Origin of the sequence: Streptomyces sp. NPDC101132 (assembly GCF_044759225.1) — a bacterium.
Lineage (GTDB): Bacteria > Actinomycetota > Actinomycetes > Streptomycetales > Streptomycetaceae > Streptomyces.
This window is the reverse complement of the sequence record NZ_JBIVYX010000005.1, coordinates 394,891-410,651: the sequence shown is the minus strand read 5'-3', so window position 1 is coordinate 410,651 and position 15,761 is coordinate 394,891. Positions and strand designations below refer to the sequence as shown.

15 protein-coding genes are annotated in these 15,761 nt (G+C 70.9%); 14 read left to right on the top strand and 1 reads right to left on the bottom strand.

Translation table 11 applies throughout. The features are described from left to right. The first annotated feature begins 12 nt into the window (after nucleotides 1-12). Together ACIQUR_RS14810 and ACIQUR_RS14805 are read left to right on the top strand one after the other, a co-directional pair. Nucleotides 13-426, top strand: coding sequence for a peptidase inhibitor family I36 protein (locus ACIQUR_RS14810; RefSeq protein ID WP_403663657.1), 414 nt, complete (start codon nucleotides 13-15; stop codon nucleotides 424-426). Continuing rightward, a complete protein-coding gene (locus tag ACIQUR_RS14805; RefSeq protein WP_403663654.1) occupies nucleotides 423-1,382 on the top strand; it encodes a hypothetical protein in 960 nt (319 codons plus the stop codon). The genes ACIQUR_RS14810 and ACIQUR_RS14805 overlap by 4 nt, the downstream gene beginning before the upstream one ends. A 141-nt stretch (nucleotides 1,383-1,523) precedes the next feature. Here the strand turns inward: ACIQUR_RS14805 and ACIQUR_RS14800 are convergent, their stop codons facing one another. Continuing rightward, nucleotides 1,524-2,363: a C40 family peptidase gene (locus ACIQUR_RS14800; RefSeq protein WP_403663651.1), complete on the bottom strand. Its 840-nt coding sequence runs from the start codon at nucleotides 2,361-2,363 to the stop codon at nucleotides 1,524-1,526. Between the two features lie 706 nt (nucleotides 2,364-3,069). On the opposite strand from ACIQUR_RS14800, the gene ACIQUR_RS14795 reads away from it, so the two are divergent. Genes ACIQUR_RS14795 through nuoL form a run of 12 tightly spaced genes read left to right on the top strand, consistent with a single transcriptional unit; the run spans nucleotide 3,070 to nucleotide 15,760 of the window. Continuing rightward, entirely contained in the window at nucleotides 3,070-3,429 is a 360-nt protein-coding gene (locus tag ACIQUR_RS14795) for an NADH-quinone oxidoreductase subunit A (RefSeq protein ID WP_003992243.1), read from the top strand. Between the two features lie 11 nt (nucleotides 3,430-3,440). Next, nucleotides 3,441-3,995 (top strand): NADH-quinone oxidoreductase subunit B family protein, encoded by a 555-nt coding sequence (locus ACIQUR_RS14790; RefSeq protein ID WP_365105674.1) that lies wholly within the window; start codon nucleotides 3,441-3,443, stop codon nucleotides 3,993-3,995. Then, on the top strand, nucleotides 3,992-4,726 hold the full coding sequence (locus ACIQUR_RS14785; protein WP_399945847.1) for an NADH-quinone oxidoreductase subunit C: 735 nt from the start codon (nucleotides 3,992-3,994) through the stop codon (nucleotides 4,724-4,726). The genes ACIQUR_RS14790 and ACIQUR_RS14785 overlap by 4 nt, the downstream gene beginning before the upstream one ends. Then, the gene (locus ACIQUR_RS14780; protein ID WP_403663646.1) at nucleotides 4,726-6,051 is read left to right on the top strand and encodes an NADH-quinone oxidoreductase subunit D; all 1,326 of its coding nucleotides are present in this window, start codon (nucleotides 4,726-4,728) and stop codon (nucleotides 6,049-6,051) included. Before ACIQUR_RS14785 ends, ACIQUR_RS14780 begins: the two co-directional genes overlap by 1 nt. Then, entirely contained in the window at nucleotides 6,048-6,785 is a 738-nt protein-coding gene (gene nuoE / locus ACIQUR_RS14775) for an NADH-quinone oxidoreductase subunit NuoE (protein ID WP_403663643.1), read from the top strand. Before ACIQUR_RS14780 ends, nuoE begins: the two co-directional genes overlap by 4 nt. After that, nucleotides 6,785-8,161, top strand: coding sequence for an NADH-quinone oxidoreductase subunit NuoF (gene nuoF / locus ACIQUR_RS14770; protein ID WP_399945855.1), 1,377 nt, complete (start codon nucleotides 6,785-6,787; stop codon nucleotides 8,159-8,161). The genes nuoE and nuoF overlap by 1 nt, the downstream gene beginning before the upstream one ends. Further along, complete coding sequence (locus tag ACIQUR_RS14765) at nucleotides 8,158-10,665, top strand: NADH-quinone oxidoreductase subunit G (RefSeq protein WP_403663638.1); 2,508 nt, start codon at nucleotides 8,158-8,160, stop codon at nucleotides 10,663-10,665. The genes nuoF and ACIQUR_RS14765 overlap by 4 nt, the downstream gene beginning before the upstream one ends. Continuing rightward, nucleotides 10,662-12,032 (top strand): NADH-quinone oxidoreductase subunit NuoH, encoded by a 1,371-nt coding sequence (gene nuoH, locus ACIQUR_RS14760; protein ID WP_403663635.1) that lies wholly within the window; start codon nucleotides 10,662-10,664, stop codon nucleotides 12,030-12,032. The genes ACIQUR_RS14765 and nuoH overlap by 4 nt, the downstream gene beginning before the upstream one ends. Then, nucleotides 12,025-12,654 carry an NADH-quinone oxidoreductase subunit NuoI gene (nuoI, locus tag ACIQUR_RS14755; RefSeq protein ID WP_403663632.1) on the top strand — a complete coding sequence of 210 codons (630 nt, stop codon included), beginning with the start codon at nucleotides 12,025-12,027 and terminating at the stop codon, nucleotides 12,652-12,654. The genes nuoH and nuoI overlap by 8 nt, the downstream gene beginning before the upstream one ends. After that, complete coding sequence (locus ACIQUR_RS14750; protein WP_403663629.1) at nucleotides 12,651-13,514, top strand: NADH-quinone oxidoreductase subunit J; 864 nt, start codon at nucleotides 12,651-12,653, stop codon at nucleotides 13,512-13,514. The genes nuoI and ACIQUR_RS14750 overlap by 4 nt, the downstream gene beginning before the upstream one ends. Further along, on the top strand, nucleotides 13,511-13,810 hold the full coding sequence (nuoK, locus tag ACIQUR_RS14745; protein ID WP_045946785.1) for an NADH-quinone oxidoreductase subunit NuoK: 300 nt from the start codon (nucleotides 13,511-13,513) through the stop codon (nucleotides 13,808-13,810). The genes ACIQUR_RS14750 and nuoK overlap by 4 nt, the downstream gene beginning before the upstream one ends. Before the next feature lie 9 nt (nucleotides 13,811-13,819). Next, complete coding sequence (gene nuoL / locus ACIQUR_RS14740) at nucleotides 13,820-15,760, top strand: NADH-quinone oxidoreductase subunit L (RefSeq protein ID WP_403663626.1); 1,941 nt, start codon at nucleotides 13,820-13,822, stop codon at nucleotides 15,758-15,760. Nucleotide 15,761 lies beyond the last annotated feature (1 nt).

Below are 15,761 nucleotides of genomic sequence, written 5' to 3'. Positions count from 1 at the left end.
GAGGAATGCGCGATGAACCGGACACTTCGCAGACTCGCTTCCGCTTCCGTCACGGCCGTGGCCCTGGGCGCCGCGGTGCTGTCCACCGCCGCGCCCGCGTCGGCGTACGCGAAGGACGGCTACCTGGAGGTGGAGGAGTTCGGCCTGTACTACAGCACGGGAGGCACCGGCTGCGTATTCGACCTCTCCGGCTCGGACAACAATTTCACCGACAACAAATTCCGCGGGCCTTCCGGCTGCTACGGATACGGCACGACCGCCAACGACAATACGGAGTCCTACCGGAACCGCGACGTCGTGACCTGGCAGGTGTGGACGGACGTCTACTACGACGGGAGCCTCGGCTACATCCCGAAGGGATACGGCGGCGACGCGTCCCTCACTTTCAAGAACAAGATCAGCTCCTCGAACTACTCCTTCTCGTGAGCCGGTTCTTCGCCGCCGCTCTCGTCGCCGTCGCGGCCGTCGCGCTGACCGGCTGCTCGCATTCCGGCGACAGCGGGGAAAAAGCCGTGCCGGAGCCGGAACTCGGCACCGTGGCCGTCAATCCCGCCACGTCCTCCATCGCCCTCCCCCTGGACGCGTACCAGGACAGCGCGGAGGAGAACCGCCGGATGGACGCGGTCCAGGACCGGCTCATCGTGCGCTGCATGGCCCGGTTCGGGTTCACGTACCAGCCGCCCGTCGCCACGCGCGCGCCCACCGCGGGCGGAGCGGCGGACCGGCACCAGTACCTCTTCGGACTGGCCGACCCCCGGTACGCGGCGGTCCACGGGTACGACAAGGACGCGGGCCGCCCCGAGCCGCCCAAGCCCCGCGCGCCCCGGCTCAGCGACAGCGCCCACACGGTGATGTACGGCGAACGGCCGGGCGCACGGGGGCAGACGGGGCCGGACCCGCGGACCCAGGAGGAGGCGGAGCGGACGGACAGCGGTCTCGTCGTCGGCGGGCAGCGCGTGCCGCCGGGCGGCTGCCAGCGGGAGAGCTACCGCAGGCTCTACGCCCCCGCCAAGGACAGCGTCGACCTGCTGTACGCCTTCGGGCTGACCTCGGAGGCGCACACCCGCGCCCAGCAGGACTCCCGGGTGAAGGCGGTGCTGGCGAAGTGGTCGGCCTGCATGGGCCGGGCGGGCTACCCGGGCATCGGGAGCCCGTACGAGGTCACGCAGGAGCTGGGGCTCGCCGCGGACCGGGGCGGTCCCCGGGCCGTGCGCGCCGCGGTGGCCGACGTGGCCTGCAAGCGCGAGGTGAACCTGGTGGGCGTCTGGGCCGCGGCCGAGGCGGCGTACCAGCGGCGGCTGGTCGAAGAGCACGCCGAGACGCTGGCGCTCTACAAGCGGCAGCGGGAGGAGCGCTTCAGGCTGGCGGCCACGCTGTCCTGACGGCCCGCCGCCGGGCGGCGGCCGGACGCGGAGCCGCGGCCCCGCACCCGGCCGCCGGGACAGGACGAAGGGCCGGTACTCCACCCCCGAGCGGGGGAGTACCGGCCCTTCGCCGTGCCGTGGGCGCGGGGGACGGGTGCGTCAGAGGACGCGCACCGCGCCGGACGGGCGGTCCCAGTCGAGCGACCGCTCGACGACGCCCGTGCTGGGGTTCTGCGCGCCGACGAACTTGCCGCCGCCGATGTAGACGGCCACGTGGTACGCGCTGCCCGCGCCGCCCCAGTACAGGATGTCGCCGGGCTGGAGGTTGCTCAGCGAGACCTGGGTGCCGTACGTGGACTGCGACTGCGAGGTGCGCGGCAGGGTGATGCCGGCCTGCCGGTACGCGGCCTGGACCAGGCCGGAGCAGTCGTACGCGGAGGAGCCGGTGGCGCCCATGACGTAGGCCTTGCCGACCTGGGCCAGGGCGAAGTTGACGATCGCGGCGGCCGAACCGGTCGCGGTGGAGCGCTTGGCGGTGCCGGCGGACCTGGCCGCGCCGCCCTCGTCCGAGGAGCCGGACAGGGTGGTGCGCGTGGCGGTGCGGGAGGCGCGCTCGGCGGCGGCGCGGCGCTCGGCCTCCTGCTCGGCCTTCTTCTCGGCCTCGGCCTCCGCGCGCGCCTCGGCCTTGGCCTTCTTGGCGGTGGCGGCGGCGCTCTTCTCGGCAGCCTGCTCCTGGGCGTCGAGCTCGCTGTCGAGGGCGGCCGCGCGGGTGGCGTCGGCCGACTTGGTGACCGCGGAGGAGACGTCGGCGGCCAGGTCCAGGTTGAGGACCGGCATTTCCAGGGTCTCGGTCACGGGCTCGGCCTGGGACGCCGCGCTCGCGGATCCGGCCATCGCCAGGGTGCTGAGGACGCCACCGGCAACTCCGGCGCGGACCGCGAGCTTCGAGGCGCTGCGGCGGGGCTTCCGGTGGCTGGGTATGTGAGCGGTGAGGGACATGAAGACAACCGCTATCAGCCGTTCGCGGTTCCCTTCAAGAAACGTGGTCTCCGCCACAGTTGAGAGCGAAACGCGCGAATCGGGCGCGCCGCGCGGCTTATTGACGCCGTAACGGGCGAATCGGACGCCCCCTCACAAGCCTGTGATCATGGGTTTTCAGCAATACGCCCGAATTGCCCCGACGCCTACCATCACCCCGTACGGATGGCCAAGCCCCCTTTCGCTGGCGCGAATCGGGCGTGGCGCAGGTCACAGGAACGTCACGCCCGGGGCTCGTGAACGGATGCACGTGTCCACTCGCGTACGCGGGCCGTCCCCCGACCGGGGGAAGCGGATTCCTATACCACCCGGCCCCCTGGCTCGCCAATTTGCTTGCAGTGGCCACCATTTGATAGTGCGATGCGCTTCCTACCTGCGGTAACGACCTCGGATGTCACCTTTGGTGATCACTTCGGTGCTTCACGTATGAAGATCACCGCTCATCCGACTTCATGATCGTTCGTCAGGTGGTGGAGATCACAAACTCGGTCCCGTACCCCGTGTCGCAGATCACAGAGGAGCAGGCATAGGATGCGGGGCAGTCCGGCTTGTGAACTGCCTCACATGTACGTGATCTTCGCGAGGCGGGCTCGCCCAGCACTGCTGGGAGGGCTCTCCGGCCGGCGTGCGGTCCAACGGTCAAGGACGACTGGAAGGAGCGAGGAGCGTGAATGCCTACGCGCCCATCCTCGTGCTCGGCGCCCTCGGGGCAGGGTTTGCGATCTTCTCCGTGGTCATGGCCACGCTAATCGGCCCCAAGCGGTACAACCGGGCGAAGCTGGAAGCGTACGAGTGCGGCATCGAGCCCACCCCCACGCCGGCGGGCGGTGGCCGCTTCCCCATCAAGTACTACCTGACGGCGATGCTCTTCATCGTCTTCGACATCGAGATCGTCTTCCTCTACCCCTGGGCGGTCACCTTCGACGCCCTGGGGATCTTCGGGCTCGTGGAGATGCTGCTCTTCGTGCTCACCGTCTTCGTCGCCTACGCCTACGTGTGGCGGCGCGGCGGCCTGGAATGGGACTGAGGGGCACACACATGGGACTCGAAGAGAAGCTGCCGAGCGGCTTCCTGCTGACCACCGTCGAGCAGGCCGCCGGCTGGGTGCGCAAGGCCTCCGTCTTCCCGGCGACCTTCGGCCTGGCCTGCTGCGCCATCGAGATGATGACCACGGGCGCGGGCCGCTACGACCTCGCCCGCTTCGGCATGGAGGTCTTCCGCGGCTCCCCGCGCCAGGCCGACCTGATGATCGTGGCCGGCCGGGTGAGCCAGAAGATGGCTCCGGTGCTGCGCCAGGTCTACGACCAGATGCCGGCCCCGAAGTGGGTCATCTCCATGGGCGTCTGCGCCTCGTCCGGCGGCATGTTCAACAACTACGCGATCGTCCAGGGCGTCGACCACATCGTCCCGGTCGACATCTACCTGCCCGGCTGCCCGCCCCGGCCCGAGATGCTGATGGACGCCATCCTCAAGCTCCACCAGAAGATCCAGACTTCCAAGCTCGGTGTGAACCGCGAGGAAGCGGCCCGCGAGGCGGAGGAGGCGGCCCTCAAGGCGCTCCCCACCATCGAGATGAAGGGGCTGCTCCGGTGAGCGAGACCCGCGAACCCAATCCCGACAAGGACATCTCCGCGCAGAACCTGCCCGGTCAGCGCGGCGACCACGGCGAGGAGATCCGCGTCCAGCACGGGATGTTCGGCGCCCGCAACGGCGGCGACACCACCGGCTACGGCGGGCTCGTGCGCTCCGTCCGGCTGCCCGGCCCGGCCACCCGCCCGTACGGCGGCTGGTTCGACGAGGTCGCCGACGAACTGGAGGGCGCCCTGGAGGAGCAGGACCTGCTCCCGGACAACGCCATCGAGAAGACCGTCGTGGACCGCGGCGAGCTGACCTTCCACATCGCGCGCGAGCACCTCGTGCAGGTCGCCCGCACCCTGCGCGACGACCCCGCCCTGCGCTTCGAGCTGTGTACGGGCGTCTCCGGCGTCCACTACCCGCACGACAAGGGACGCGAGCTGCACGCCGTCTACCACCTGCGCTCGCTCACCCACGGCCGGCTGCTCCGGCTGGAGGTCTCGGCCCCCGACGCCGACCCGCACGTCCCCTCGCTCGTCGCGGTCTACCCGACCAACGACTGGCACGAGCGCGAGGCCTACGACTTCTTCGGGCTCGTCTTCGACGGCCACCCGGCCCTCACCCGGATCATGATGCCGGACGACTGGCAGGGCTTCCCGCAGCGCAAGGACTACCCCCTCGGCGGCATCGCCGTCGAGTACAAGGGCGCCCAGATCCCGGCTCCGGACCAGCGGAGGTCGTACAGCTGATGTCTACCGCCAACCACTCAGCGGCCCGCGAGACCACCGAAGGCACCGTCTACACGGTCACCGGCGGGGACTGGGACGAGATCGTCCAGTCCGCGGCCAGGGCCGACGACGAGCGCATCGTCGTCAACATGGGACCGCAGCACCCCTCCACCCACGGCGTGCTCCGCCTGATCCTGGAGATCGAGGGCGAGACCGTCACCGAGGCCCGCTGCGGAATCGGTTACCTGCACACCGGCATCGAGAAGAACCTCGAATTCCGGAACTGGACGCAGGGCACCACCTTCGTGACGCGCATGGACTACCTGACGCCGTTCTTCAACGAGACGGCGTACTGCCTCGGCGTCGAGAAGCTCCTCGGCATCACCGAGCAGGTCCCGGACCGCGCCTCCGTCATCCGCGTCCTGCTGATGGAGCTCAACCGGATCTCCTCCCACCTGGTGTGCATCGCCACCGGCGGCATGGAGCTCGGCGCCACGACGATCATGATCTACGGCTTCCGGGACCGCGAGCTGATCCTCGACATCTACGAGCTGATCACCGGCCTGCGCATGAACCACGCGTTCATCCGCCCCGGCGGCCTCGCCCAGGACCTCCCCCCGGGCGCCGTCGACCAGCTCCGCGACTTCGTGAAGACCTTCAAGAAGAACCTGCCGGAGTACGACAAGCTCGCCACCGGCAACCCGATCTTCAAGGCCCGCATGCAGGACGTCGGCTACCTCGACCTGGCCGGCTGCATGGCGCTCGGCGCCACCGGCCCGATCCTGCGCTCCGCCGGCCTCCCGCACGACCTGCGCAAGACCGACCCCTACTGCGGCTACGAGAACTACGAGTTCGACGTGCCGACCACCGAGACCTGCGACTCCTACGGGCGGTTCCTGGTCCGGCTGGAGGAGATGCGCCAGTCGCTGCGCATCGTCGAGCAGTGCCTGGACCGGCTGGAGCCCGGCCCGGTCATGGTCGCCGACAAGAAGATCGCCTGGCCCGCGCAGCTCGCCATGGGCCCCGACGGCCTCGGCAACTCGCTCGACCACATCAAGAACATCATGGGCACCTCCATGGAGGCCCTCATCCACCACTTCAAGCTGGTGACCGAGGGCTTCCGGGTCCCGCCCGGCCAGGCCTACGCCGCCGTCGAGTCCCCCAAGGGCGAGCTCGGCGTGCACGTGGTGTCCGACGGCGGCACCCGCCCCTACCGGGTCCACTTCCGCGACCCGTCCTTCACCAACCTGCAGGCCATGGCAGCGATGTGCGAGGGCGGCCAGGTCGCCGACGTCATCGTCGCCGTCGCCTCCATCGACCCCGTGATGGGAGGCGTCGACCGATGACAGACGTTTCGCTCGGCATGCCGCAGCTCCCGGCACCCGACTACCCCGCCGAGGTGCGCGCCCGGCTGGAGGCGGACGCCCGGGAGGTCGTCGCCCGCTACCCCGGCAGCCGCTCCGCGCTGCTGCCGCTGCTGCACCTGGTGCAGTCGGAGGAGGGCTACGTCACGCGCACCGGCATCCGGTTCTGCGCCGAGGTGCTGGGCCTGACCACGGCCGAGGTCACCGCGGTCGCCACCTTCTACACGATGTACCGGCGCAAGCCCTCGGGCGAGTACCAGGTCGGCGTCTGCACCAACACCCTGTGCGCGGTGATGGGCGGCGACGCGATCTTCGACGAGCTCAAGAGCCACCTCGGCGTCGGCAACAACGAGACCACCGAGGACGGCAAGGTCACGCTGGAGCACATCGAGTGCAACGCGGCCTGCGACTTCGCCCCCGTCGTGATGGTCAACTGGGAGTTCTTCGACAACCAGACCCCCGAGTCCGCCAAGGCCCTGGTCGACGACCTGCGCGCCGGACGCCCCGTCGAGCCGACCCGGGGCGCGCCGCTCTGCACGTACAAGGAGACCGCCCGGATCCTGGCCGGCTTCCCCGACGCGCGCGAGGGCGCGGTCGAGGCGACCGGCGGCGCCGGCCCCGCCTCCCTGGTCGGCCTGCGCATCGCCCGCGGCGAGACCCCGCACACCCCGATCGTCCACCCGCGCGCCGAGACCACGACCGAGGGAGGGGAGTGATGACCGTGTCCACCCAGGGAAGCCAGGGCGACACCTCCCAGCCGGAGGCCGGGGGCGGGACCAGCCCGGACAAGCTGCTCGCCCCGGTGCTCTCCGCCTTCTGGGACGACCCCCGCTCCTGGACGCTGGAGACCTACCGGCGGCACGACGGGTACGAGGGGCTGCGCAAGGCCCTCGCGATGTCGCCCGACGACCTCATCGCGTACGTCAAGGACTCCGGTCTGCGCGGCCGCGGCGGCGCCGGCTTCCCCACCGGCATGAAGTGGCAGTTCATCCCGCAGGGCGACGGCAAGCCGCACTACCTCGTGGTGAACGCGGACGAGTCCGAGCCGGGCACCTGCAAGGACATCCCGCTGCTCTTCGCCAACCCGCACTCGCTCATCGAGGGCATCGTGATCGCCTGCTACGCGATCCGCTCCGAGCACGCCTTCATCTACCTGCGCGGCGAGGTCGTCCCCGTACTGCGCCGGCTGCACGAGGCGGTGCGCGAGGCCTACGAGGCCGGCTACCTGGGCGAGAACGTCCTCGGCAGCGGGCTGAACCTCGAACTCACGGTGCACGCGGGCGCCGGCGCGTACATCTGCGGCGAGGAGACCGCGCTGCTCGACTCGCTCGAAGGGCGCCGCGGCCAGCCCAGGCTGCGTCCTCCCTTCCCCGCGGTCGAGGGCCTCTACGCCTGCCCCACCGTGGTGAACAACGTCGAGTCCATCGCCTCGGTTCCCGCGATCCTGAACCGCGGCAAGGACTGGTTCAAGTCGATGGGCACCGAGAAGTCCCCCGGCTTCACGCTGTACTCGCTCAGCGGGCACGTGGCCAACCCGGGCCAGTTCGAGGCACCCCTCGGCATCACCCTGCGCCAGCTGCTCGACATGAGCGGCGGCATGCGGCCCGGGCACCGGCTGAAGTTCTGGACCCCCGGCGGCTCGTCCACCCCGATGTTCACGGACGAGCACCTCGACGTCCCGCTCGACTACGAGGGCGTGGGCGCCGCCGGCTCGATGCTCGGCACCAAGGCGCTCCAGTGCTTCGACGAGACCACCTGCGTGGTCCGGGCCGTCACCCGGTGGACCGAGTTCTACGCCCACGAGTCCTGCGGCAAGTGCACGCCCTGCCGCGAAGGCACCTACTGGCTGGTGCAGCTGCTCCGCGACATCGAGGCCGGCAAGGGCGTGATGTCCGACCTCGACAAGCTGAACGACATCGCCGACAACATCAACGGCAAGTCCTTCTGCGCGCTGGGCGACGGCGCCGCCAGCCCCATCTTCTCCTCGCTCAAGTACTTCCGTGCGGAGTACGAGCAGCACATCACGGGCAAGGGCTGCCCCTTCGACCCGGCGAAGTCGACCCTCTGGGCCGACACGGAGGTGACCGCATGACCGTGACCAGCAACGCCCCGGCCGGCGGCGGCCCGGCGGTGCCCCCCGAGGACCTGGTGTCGCTGACCATCGACGGCGTCCAGCTGTCGGTTCCCAAGGGCACCCTCGTGATCCGCGCCGCCGAGCAGATCGGCGTCGAGATCCCGCGGTTCTGCGACCACCCGCTGCTCGACCCGGCCGGCGCCTGCCGCCAGTGCATCGTCGAGGTGGAGGGCCAGCGCAAGCCGATGGCCTCCTGCACCATCACCTGCACCGACGGCATGGTCGTGAAGACCCAGCTCACCTCGCCCGTCGCCGACAAGGCGCAGCGCGGCGTGATGGAGCTGCTGCTGATCAACCACCCGCTTGACTGCCCGGTCTGCGACAAGGGCGGCGAGTGCCCCCTGCAGAACCAGGCGATGTCCCACGGCAACGCCGAGTCGCGCTTCGAGGGCCGGAAGCGGACCTACGAGAAGCCGGTGCCGATCTCCACGCAGGTGCTGCTCGACCGCGAGCGGTGCGTGCTGTGCGCGCGGTGCACCCGGTTCTCGAACCAGGTGGCCGGCGACCCGATGATCGAGCTGGTCGAGCGCGGTGCGCTCCAGCAGGTCGGCACGGGCGAGGGCGACCCGTTCGAGTCGTACTTCTCCGGCAACACCATCCAGATCTGCCCGGTGGGCGCGCTGACCTCGGCCGCCTACCGGTTCCGCTCCCGCCCCTTCGACCTGGTCTCCTCGCCGAGCGTGTGCGAGCACTGCGCCGGCGGCTGCGCCACCCGCACCGACCACCGGCGCGGCAAGGTCCTGCGCCGGCTGGCCGCCGAGGACCCGGAGGTCAACGAGGAGTGGGTGTGCGACAAGGGGCGGTTCGGCTTCCGGTACGCGCAGCGTCCGGACCGGCTGACCACGCCCCTGGTGCGCGACGACGCGGGCGTGCTGCGCGAGGCGAGCTGGCCCGAGGCGCTGGAGGCCGCCGCGCGCGGGCTGGCGGCCGCGCGGGGCCGGGCCGGTGTGCTGACCGGCGGGCGGCTCACGGTCGAGGACTCCTACGCGTACGCCAAGTTCGCGCGGGTCGTGCTCGACACCAACGACATCGACTTCCGGGCGCGCGTGCACTCGGCGGAGGAGGCGGACTTCCTGGCCGCCACCGTCGCGGGCCGCGGCCGGGACCTGTCCGGCACGGGGGTCACGTACACCGCGCTGGAGCAGGCACCGGCGGTGCTGCTGGTGGGCATCGAGTCCGAGGAGGAGGCGCCGGGCGTCTTCCTGCGGCTGCGCAAGGCCGCGCGCAAGCGGAAGCAGCGGACCTTCGCGCTGGCGCCGTTCGCGACCCGCGGCCTGGCCAAGGCGGGCGGCACGCTGCTGCCGGCCGCGCCGGGCACCGAGCCGGAGTGGCTGGCCGCGCTGGCCTCCCGTACCGGCCTGGAGGAGGACGGTCACGCGGCGGCCGAGGCGCTGCGCGCGGCGGGCTCGGTGATCGTGGTGGGCGAGCGGCTGGCGGCCGTGCCGGGCGGGCTGACCGCCGCGGTACGGGCGGCCGCCGCGACCGGCGCCGAGCTGGTGTGGATCCCGCGCCGGGCCGGTGAGCGGGGCGCGGTCGAGGCCGGTGCCCTGCCGTCGCTGCTGCCGGGCGCACGGCCGGCCACCGACCCGCGGGCGCGCGACGAGGTTGCGGCGCTCTGGGGTCTGGACGAGCTGCCGCACCGGTACGGCCGGGACACGGGCCAGATGGTGGAGGCGGCGGCCACCGGTGAGCTGGGCGCCCTGCTGGTCGCGGGCGTCGAGGTGGCGGACCTGCCGGACCCGGCGCGGGCCCGGCAGGCGCTGGCGGAGGCCTTCGTCGTCTCGCTGGAGCTGCGGCCGAGCGAGGTGACCGAGCGGGCGGACGTGGTCTTCCCGGTGGCGGCGGTGGCCGAGAAGGCGGGCGCCTTCCTCAACTGGGAGGGCAGGCTGCGGCCGTTCGAGGCCGCGCTGAAGCCGGACCAGATGACCCGCCGGCTGGCCCCGGGTGACGCCCGGGTGCTGCACATGCTGGCCGACGAGGCCGGGTACGGGCTCGGGCTGGCCGACGTGACCGCGGCCCGGCGGGAGCTGACCCGGCTCGGCACCTGGGCCGGCGAGCGGGCGGCCGAGCAGTCCACCGACCCCAGGCCGCTGCCGCGGCCGGCGGCCGGCGAGGCGGTCCTGGCGGGCCACCGGCTGCTGCTCGACCTCGGCCGGCTCCAGGAGGGCGACGAGGCGCTGGCCGGCACCCGGCACGCGGCGAACGCCCGCCTCTCGGCGGCCACGGCGGCCGAGACCGGGGTGAAGGACGGCGACCTGCTGTCCGTCACCGGCCCGGCCGGGACCGTCGAACTGCCCCTGCTGGTCACGCAGATGCCGGACCGCGTGGTCTGGCTCCCGCTGAACTCGGCCGGCCGCGGCGTCCTCTCGGACACCGGTGCCGCGCCGGGCGACCTGGTCCGCATCGGCCCGTCGCTCCCGGCGGCCGAGGTCAGCGACACGACGCCGGAGGTGCGAGCGTGAACGCGGTACAAGTGGCGGCCGAGGACCTCTCCCTCTTCGGCACCGATCCCTGGTGGCTGGTTGCCCTCAAGGCGGTGTTCTGCTTCGCCTTCCTGATGGTGACCGTGCTCTTCTCCATCGTGTGGGAGCGCAAGGTCGTCGCCTGGATGCAGCTGCGCATCGGCCCCAACCGGCACGGCCCCTGGGGCCTGCTCCAGTCGCTCGCCGACGGCGTCAAGCTGATGCTGAAGGAAGACGTCGTCGTCAAGCGGGCCGACAAGGTGGTCTACGTCCTGGCCCCGATCATCGCGGCGATCCCGGCCTTCATGGCCATCGCGGTGATCCCCTTCGGCCCGGCCGGCAACGAGGTGTCGATCTTCGGCCAGCGCACCACGATGCAGCTGACCGACCTGCCGATCGCGATGCTGTACGTCCTCGCGGTCGCCTCGGTCGGCATCTACGGCATCGTGCTGGCCGGCTGGTCCTCCGGGTCGACGTACCCGCTGCTCGGCGGGCTCCGCTCGTGCGCGCAGATGATCTCGTACGAGATCGCGATGGGCGCGGCCTTCGCCTCGGTCTTCCTGTACTCGGGGTCGATGTCGACCTCGGCGATCGTCGAGGCGCAGGCGGACCGCTGGTACATCGTGCTGCTGCCGGTGTCCTTCATCATCTACGTCGTCACGATGGTCGGCGAGACGAACCGCGCCCCCTTCGACATGCCGGAGTCCGAGGGCGACCTGGTCGGCGGCTTCAACACCGAGTACAGCTCGATCAAGTTCGCCCTGTTCATGCTGGCCGAGTACGTCAACATGGTCACCGTCTCGGCGGTGTCGGTCACCCTCTTCCTGGGCGGCTGGCGGGCCCCGTACCCGATCAGCTCCTTCTGGGAGGGCGCCAACCACGGCTGGTGGCCGCTCCTCTGGTTCGTGATCAAGGTCCAGCTGCTGCTGTTCTTCTTCATCTGGCTCCGCGGCACGCTGCCCCGCGTCCGCTACGACCAGCTGATGAAGCTCGGCTGGAAGGTGCTGATCCCGGTCTCGGTGGTCTGGCTGATGCTGGTCGCCAGCGTGCGCGCGCTGCGCAACGAGAACTACGACTTCGGCGACATCGTGCTGTACGTCGGCAGCGGGGTCGTCGCGATCCTCCTGCTGTCCTTCGTCGCCGACCTCTTCCGCGACCGCAAGGCGAAGTCCGGTGCCGCCGCGGCAGGGAAGGCCGCGGCGGAGGAGCCCTTCGACGCGATGGCCGGCGGGTTCCCCGTACCGCCCAAGCCCGGGCAGACGCTTCCGCCGGTACCGCGCCGCCGCCCCCGGCACGAGCGCGAGCTGATCGTCAGCGGCGGATCCAACTCCGACAGTGACCGAGAGGAGGGTGCTGAGAATGCCTGAATCCGAGGAGAAGTGGCAGAACCCGGTGGCCGGCTTCGGCGTGACCTTCAAGGCCATGTTCAAGAAGCGGCTCACCGAGCAGTACCCGGAGCAGCAGAAGACCACCGCTCCGCGCTTCCACGGACGGCACCAGCTCAACCGCCACCCGGACGGTCTGGAGAAGTGCATCGGGTGCGAGCTGTGTGCCTGGGCCTGTCCCGCCGACGCGATCTACGTGGAGGGCGCGGACAACACCGAGGAGGAGCGCTACTCCCCGGGTGAGCGGTACGGCCGCGTCTACCAGATCAACTACGCCCGCTGCATCCTGTGCGGGCTGTGCGTCGAGGCGTGCCCCACGCGGGCGCTGACCATGACGAACGAGTTCGAACTGGCCGACGCGAGCCGCGAGTCGCTCATCTACACCAAGGAGCAGCTGCTCGCCGGGCTGACCGAGAACATGGTCGAGGCCCCGCACGCGATGTACCCGGGCACGGACGAGCAGGACTACTACCGCGGTCTGGTCACGGGCGCGGCTCCGGGTACGGAGCGCCAGCCGGCCGTGTCGAAGGGGGAGGGCCCGCAGGAGGGCGCCTCCGACTTCGGGCCGTCGGAGCCCGCCTCCGAGAAGGTGGTCGGGCGATGAGCGCCACCGCCGCCGGGCTCACGGTGGCCGCCGAGTCGATGACGTCGACCGGCGAGGCCGTGCAGTTCTGGGTGCTGGGCACCGTCGCCGTGATCGGCGCGCTGGCCACCGTACTGATGAAGAAGGCCGTGCACAGCGCGCTGTCGCTGGCCGGGACGATGATCATCCTGGCGGTGTTCTACCTCGCCAACGGCGCCTACTTCCTGGGCGTCGTCCAGGTCATCGTCTACACCGGCGCGATCATGATGCTCTTCCTCTTCGTGGTCATGCTCGTCGGCGTCACGGCCGCGGACTCGCTGAAGGAGACGCTCAAGGGGCAGCGCTGGCTCGCCGCCGCCTGCGGGCTCGGCTTCGGCATCCTGCTGATCGCGGGCATCGGGAACGCCTCGCTGAAGTCCTTCAACGGTCTGGGGCGGGTCAACTCCGGCGGGCACGTGGAGGCCCTGGCGGAGCTGATCTTCACCAAGTACGTCTTCGCCTTCGAGATCACCGGCGCGCTGCTGATCACCGCGGCCGTCGGCGCGATGGTCCTCACCCACCGGGAGCGCACCGAGCGGGCCGCCACCCAGCGCGAGCTGGCCGAGCGCCGCGTACGCGAGGGCACGCAGGTCCCGCCGCTGCCGGCGCCCGGCGTGTACGCCCGGCACAACGCGGTGGACATCGCCGGTCTGCTGCCGGACGGCACCCCGTCCGAACTGACCGTCAGCCAGACCCTGCGCGCCCGCGGCCAGATCCGGGACGTCTCCACGGAGGCCCTGGAGGACCTGAAGGCGCTGGAGCAGCGGGCCGCCGACCGGCTGGGCCGGGAGTCCGGCATCGCGCCCGCCCCCCGGTCGGGCCGTGAGGAGGCGTCCAAGTGAACCCCGTCAACTACCTCTACCTCGCCGCCCTGCTCTTCACCATCGGCGCGGCCGGGGTGCTGATCCGGCGGAACGCGATCGTGCTGTTCATGTGCGTGGAGCTGATGCTCAACGCCTGCAACCTCGCGTTCGTCGCCTTCTCGCGGATGCACGGCAACCTCGACGGCCAGATCATCGCCTTCTTCACGATGGTCGTCGCCGCCGCGGAGGTCGTGGTCGGCCTGGCGATCATCGTGTCGCTCTTCCGTACCCGCCACTCGGCCTCGGTCGACGACGCCAGCCTGATGAAGCTGTAAGGGGTCGCTGTGGAGAACCTGATTGCGCTGCTCGTCGCGGCGCCCCTGCTCGGAGCGGCGGTGCTGCTCTGCGGCGGCCGGCGCCTCGACCGGACCGGCCACTGGCTGGGCACCCTGCTGGCGGGCGTGTCCTTCGTCATCGGCGCGGTGCTGTTCGCGGACATGCTGGGCCGGGAGGCGGAGGACCGCACCCTGACCCAGTTCCTGTACCGATGGATCCCCGTGGAGGGCTTCCAGGCGGACGTCGCCTTCCAGCTCGACCAGCTGTCGATGACCTTCGTCCTGCTGATCAGCGGGGTCGGCACGCTCATCCACGTCTACTCCATCGGCTACATGGAGCACGACGAGCGCCGCCGCCGCTTCTTCGGCTACCTCAACCTCTTCCTCGCGGCGATGCTCCTGCTGGTGCTCGCCGACAACTACCTGCTGCTGTACGTCGGGTGGGAGGGCGTCGGCCTCGCCTCGTACCTGCTCATCGGCTTCTGGCAGCACAAGCCCAGCGCGGCGACCGCCGCCAAGAAGGCCTTCCTGGTGAACCGGGTCGGCGACATGGGCCTGTCCATCGCCATCATGATCATGTTCACCACGTTCGGCACCTTCGCCTTCAAGCCGGTGCTCGGCTCGGTGGGCGAGACGGGCGAGGGCACGCTGACGGCCATCGGCCTGATGCTGCTGCTGGCGGCCTGCGGCAAGTCCGCCCAGGTCCCGCTGCAGTCCTGGCTCGGCGACGCGATGGAGGGCCCGACCCCGGTCTCCGCCCTCATCCACGCCGCGACCATGGTGACCGCGGGCGTCTACCTCATCGTCCGGTCGGGCGCGATCTTCAACGGCGCGCCCGACGCGCAGCTGGTCACCGCCGTGGTCGGCGCGGTCACGCTCCTCTTCGGTGCGGTCGTCGGTTGCGCGAAGGACGACATCAAGAAGGCCCTGGCCGGCTCGACCATGTCGCAGATCGGCTACATGGTGCTGGCCGCGGGCCTCGGCCCGGTCGGCTACGCCTTCGCGATCATGCACCTGGTGACGCACGGCTTCTTCAAGGCCGGCCTCTTCCTCGGCGCGGGTTCCGTGATGCACGGGATGAACGACGAGGTCGACATGCGCAAGTACGGCGCCCTGCGGAAGTACATGCCGGTCACCTTCGTCACCTTCGGCCTCGGCTACCTCGCGATCATCGGCTTCCCCGGCCTGTCCGGCTTCTTCTCCAAGGACGGGATCATCGAGGCCGCCTTCGCCAAGGGCGGCACCGAGGGCTGGATCCTCGGCGGGGTGGCCCTGCTGGGCGCCGGCATCACCGCGTTCTACATGACCCGCGTGATGCTGATGACCTTCTTCGGCGAGAAGCGCTGGCAGCCGGCGCCCGACGCGGACGCCGCGCCGAGCGCGGAGCCGGCCGCCGAGCACCACGCCGGCGAGCTGCCCCACCCGCACGAGTCGCCCAGGTCCATGACGATCCCGATGATCGTGCTGGCCTTCGGGTCCGTCTTCGCCGGCGCCTTCTTCGCCGTCGGCGACCGGTTCGTGAACTGGCTGGAGCCCGTCACCGGGCACGAGCACGGCCACCCGCCGGTCAGCGCCCTGACGGTGAGCCTGGCCGCCACGGCCATGCTGGTCGTCGGCGTGGCGATCGCCTGGGCCATGTACGGCCGCAAGCCGGTCCCGGCGACCGCCCCGCGCGGCTCCCTGCTGACCCGCGCCGCCCGCCGCGACCTGCTCCAGGACGACTTCAACCACGTGGTCCTGGTCCGCGGCGGCGAGCACCTCACCCGCTCGCTGGTGTACGTCGACCACAGCCTGGTCGACGGGGTCGTGAACGGCACGGCCGCCTCGGTCGGCGGGCTCTCGGGCCGGCTGCGCAGGCTCCAGAACGGCTACGCCCGCTCCTACGCGGTCTCGATGTTCGGGGGGACGGCGGTACTCATCGCCGCGACCCTGCTGATGAGGGCGGTGTGAA